3 protein-coding genes are annotated in these 3,858 nt (G+C 72.1%); 1 reads left to right on the forward strand and 2 read right to left on the reverse strand.

The features are described 5' to 3' along the window. Window positions 1–38: 38 nt before the first annotated feature. Complete coding sequence (locus AC08OP_RS16985) at window positions 39–1,310, reverse strand: CaiB/BaiF CoA transferase family protein (protein WP_476615089.1); 1,272 nt, start codon at window positions 1,308–1,310, stop codon at window positions 39–41. Window position 1,311: 1 nt separating this feature from the next. Next, window positions 1,312–2,583, reverse strand: coding sequence for an MmgE/PrpD family protein (locus AC08OP_RS16990; RefSeq protein ID WP_476615090.1), 1,272 nt, complete (start codon window positions 2,581–2,583; stop codon window positions 1,312–1,314). Between the two features lie 190 nt (window positions 2,584–2,773). Between AC08OP_RS16990 and AC08OP_RS16995 the strand changes: the two genes are divergently transcribed. After that, the gene (locus AC08OP_RS16995; RefSeq protein ID WP_476615091.1) at window positions 2,774–3,814 is read left to right on the forward strand and encodes a MaoC family dehydratase; all 1,041 of its coding nucleotides are present in this window, start codon (window positions 2,774–2,776) and stop codon (window positions 3,812–3,814) included. Window positions 3,815–3,858: the final 44 nt, after the last annotated feature.

The raw sequence follows: 3,858 nt of genomic DNA on the forward strand, positions 1-3,858 counted from the left end.
TGGGTCCTCTTTGAAGGGGGGCCGGGGGTCGGCGGAGGTCAGAGGACGCCGTCGGCACGGAGCGCGGCGATGGCGGTATCGGTGCGGCCCAGGCTGCGCAGGATGGCGTCGGTGTGTTCGCCGAGGGCGGGAACGGGGTTCATCACCGGGTCCAGGTCGGTGAGGGTGGCCGGGGGCAGGAGGGCGCCGATGTCGCCGCCGGGGGTGGCGACGGTGCGCCACCGGTCGCGGCCAGTCAAGACGGGGTGGTCGAGGAAGTGGGCGACGGAGTTCAGCCGGGCGTTGGCGATACCGGCTTTGGCCAGCAACGCCAGCACTGTGCCGGTATCGAGCGCGGCGAATCGGTCCGCGATCACCCCGTTGAGGGCGTCGCGGTGGGCGACGCGCGCGGAGTTGGTCGCGAAGCGGTGGTCCTCGGCCAGGGCCGGGTCGTCGAGCACGATCCGGCAGAAGGCGTGCCATTCGCGTTCGTTCTGGATGGCCAGCAGCACCGTCTGGTCCTCGGCGGTGGTGAACGGGCCGTAGGGGGCGATGGTGGCGTGCTGAGCGCCGACCCGTGCCGGTTGCCGCCCGCCGTACCGGGTGTAGTAGGCCGGTGAACCCATCCACTCGGCGAGGGCCTCGAACAACGACACCTCGACCGTGGAGACCGCCCCCGTGGTGGCGCGCCGGTAGAGGGCAGTGAGGATGCCGGTGTAGGCGTACATGCCGGCGGCGATGTCGGCGACCGAGATCCCGGCCTTCGCCATCTGGTCCGGGCTACCGGTCAGCGACACGAGGCCGGTCTCACACTGCACGAGCAGGTCGTAGGCTTTCCGGTCGGCCCAGGGCCCGTCGGTGCCGTAGCCGGAGATCGTGCAGGGGATCACCCGAGGGTGCCGGTCGGCCAGGGCCGAGGCGTCGAGGCCGAGGCGAGCGGCGGCGCCGGGGCCGAGGTTCTGCACCAGCACGTCGGCCTCGGTCAGCAGCTCCTCCAGAACCGCGCGCCCCTCGGTGGTCTTCACGTCCAGGGTGAGGGATTCCTTGGAGCGGTTGAGCCACACGAAGTAGCTCGACTGGCCGTGCACCGACACGTCGTAGCGGCGGGCGAAGTCGCCGCCGTCGGGCCGTTCGATCTTGATGACCCGCGCGCCGAAATCAGCCAGCTGGCGGGTGGCGAACGGGGCCGCGACGGCCTGCTCCAGGCTGACCACGGTCACCCCGGCCAACGGCAGCGGGACGTGCGGCGAGGGGGAGCGCTGCGAGGAGGATCGCGGCGCGGCGCCCGGCGTCGTGCCCGACTCGGGGCGGTGCTGCTGGTGCTCGATCATGTCACGCCGATCCTTGTCCGTCCAGTCCGTCCAGTCCGTCCAGTCCGCCCGTGCGGGCGGCAGGAGCGCCAGGCGGGGGGCCAGGCAGGTGGTCTGCCAGCAGCGTCGCGGCACGCGCCCAGTCCAGTCCGGTCAGCAGCGCGGGAACGTCGGGGCCACAGTCGGCGATCTTGGCGCGCAGGTCCTGATCCGAAGGTGGCCGCCCGGGCGACCCGGGTGGCAGCCGCTGGCTCACCGAGTACCGGGCGCCACCGCTGAGGGTGAGCGTGATGTCGATGCGGCCGGAGAGCAGCCCGTCACCGCCGGGGGTCTCGGTGACGGCTACGAGCTGGAGCAGGCGCTGGGCTTCGGGTCGGGTCACGGCGAGGTCGGTGAAGCTCCCGAAGCCGGGATGGGGGTCCAGCAGCGCGGCGGCGATGGCATATTCCAGGCTGAACTTCCCCTGCAGCCCGGTGCGGGGCCGATGGTGGATCAGCGGCTGTACCGCGCCCGCGGGTGTGCTCACCTCGATCGCGGTGATGCCCGAGGCGACGGCGTCGGCAGGCAGGTGCTCGCGCAGTGCGCTGATCGGGCGTTGCAGTGCGTAGCAGCAGGGAAAAATCTTGATCGCCAGCCCGCCGGGCACCGCCGGGCCGGTCACGTCGATGCGGTCCGGGTCGCCGCCGACCAGTCGTAGCCATGCGTCCAGCGCGGTCGGATCCGCGGTGGCGCCGACGGCGGCCAGCCTCGCCGCCCGAACTCCCGCGTCGGCGGCGAAGCCGACCTGCAGGGACTTGCCGGCGGAACCGAATGCCCGCTGCACCCCGCCGGCCGCGGGAACCGAGAGTGCGATCGCCGTGGCGATCTGCTCGGTCGACAGGCCCAGCGCCACCGATGCGGACACGGCGGCGGCCGGCGCCCCGGCCGTACAGGTGGCGTGCCAGCCGCCGGCATAGTGCGACCAGCCCAGCGCCGCCCCGAGCCGCGCCATCATCCCGGCTCCCGCCAGGTAGGCGCGGGCGTCCCCGCCGACGGCCAGCGTCGCGGGGACGCACACCACGCTGATGTGGGTGGTGGACTCCAGGTGCAGGTCGTCGAAATCCAGGACGTGCCCGACCGCCGCCCAGCGCGCCGCGTCCGGCAACCCGGCCGACAGCGCCACCAGATCGTCCTGCCGGGCGGCGAGCGTGACAGCCATCGTGTCGAGCAGTGAGCGCTGCGCCAGGTCGAGGTCCGCGGCACTCGGCACATAGTCGTGCGCCCACCGGGCCAACGTCTCGGCGGTCGATTCCATCCACAACTCCCGACTCTCGCCAGCGCGGGGCCACACCTGGATCGCCCGGTTTCACACCTGGGTCGCCCGTGCCTGGGTCGCCCGTGTCTGCGGCGCACCTGCCCGCGGCGCACCTGCCCGCCTAAAAGATAATGTACGGCCAATAGTGATCGGTGACAGGCAGTGGCGGCAGGCAGGGAGGAGCCGAGCGGTGGGCGGCGGCAGGTCGACAGCGGGGGCTGCCAGCCCGCTCGTCTCGGCGCAGGGTCCGTACTTCGAACACCTGGCGGTCGGGCACGTGTTCGACGCCGCGCCGTCGGTCACGTTGAGCAGCGGGCACGCGGCGATGCATCAGGCGATCGTGGGCGATCGTTTGCGGCTGCCCCTGGACGACGGCTTGGCCCGCGCCGTGGCCGGGCGGTGCCCGGTTGCTCATCCCGCACTGGTGTGGGATATCGCGATCGGGCAGTCGACGCTGGCGACGCAGCACGTGCGGGCCAACCTGTTCTACCGGGGTTTCGTGTTCCGTCGGTTCCCGGCGATCGCCGACACGTTGTCCACCACCACGGAGGTCGTCGGGTTGCGGCAGAACCGGCCCAGGCCGGGGCGCCGTCCGACCGGGCTGGCGGTCCTGCGGGTCCGTACGGTGGATCAGCAGCTGCGACCCGTGCTGGATTTCTGGCGCTGCGCGATGCTGCCCCTGGCCGATCTCGACGCGGACACCGGTCACCACGATGACCTCGACGAGGTCGGTGTACACCCCTCCCCGGCGGACTTCGTGGCCGCGGTCGAGCCGTGGCGGCTCGACGTCTTCCGCGAGCAGGTGCGCGGCGGCGAGCATTTCGCCGATATCGCGGTCGGCCGCCGCTGGCGGGTGGTTGGCGCCGACGTGGTGTCCTCGGCGCCTGAACTGGCCCGGCTCACGCTCAACATCGCCACCGTGCATCACGACGAGATCGCCGCGGGCGGGCGGCGTCTGGTATATGGCGGGCACACCATCGGCCTGGCGCTAGCCCAGGTCTGCCGTGCACTGCCCAACATCGTCACGGTCGCCGGCTGGGACGGGTGCGATCATACCGGCCCGGTCTACGAAGGTGACTCGCTGAGCAGCACAGTCACCGTGGAGTCCACCCAGGCACTCGCTGCCGGGGGTGGGCTCGCGTGGTTGCGGGTCGAGGTCGAGGCCCAGGCAGGGCCGGCCGGACAGCCGCGGTCGGTCCTGCTGTGGCGGTGCGCGGTGGTTCTGGCTTGACGCCCGCCGAACCGGGGCTGATGGCTACACCGGGGTTGATGGCT

It is taken from the genome of Frankia sp. CeRuru1 (genome assembly GCF_977966315.1).

Excerpts from the sequence above, each read along its gene's own strand:
- AC08OP_RS16985 (WP_476615089.1), bottom strand. The coding sequence starts at position 1,310 with ATGATCGAGCACCAGCAGCACCGCCCCGAGTCGGGCACGACGCCGGGC.
- AC08OP_RS16990 (WP_476615090.1), bottom strand. The coding sequence starts at position 2,583 with ATGGAATCGACCGCCGAGACGTTGGCCCGGTGGGCGCACGACTATGTG.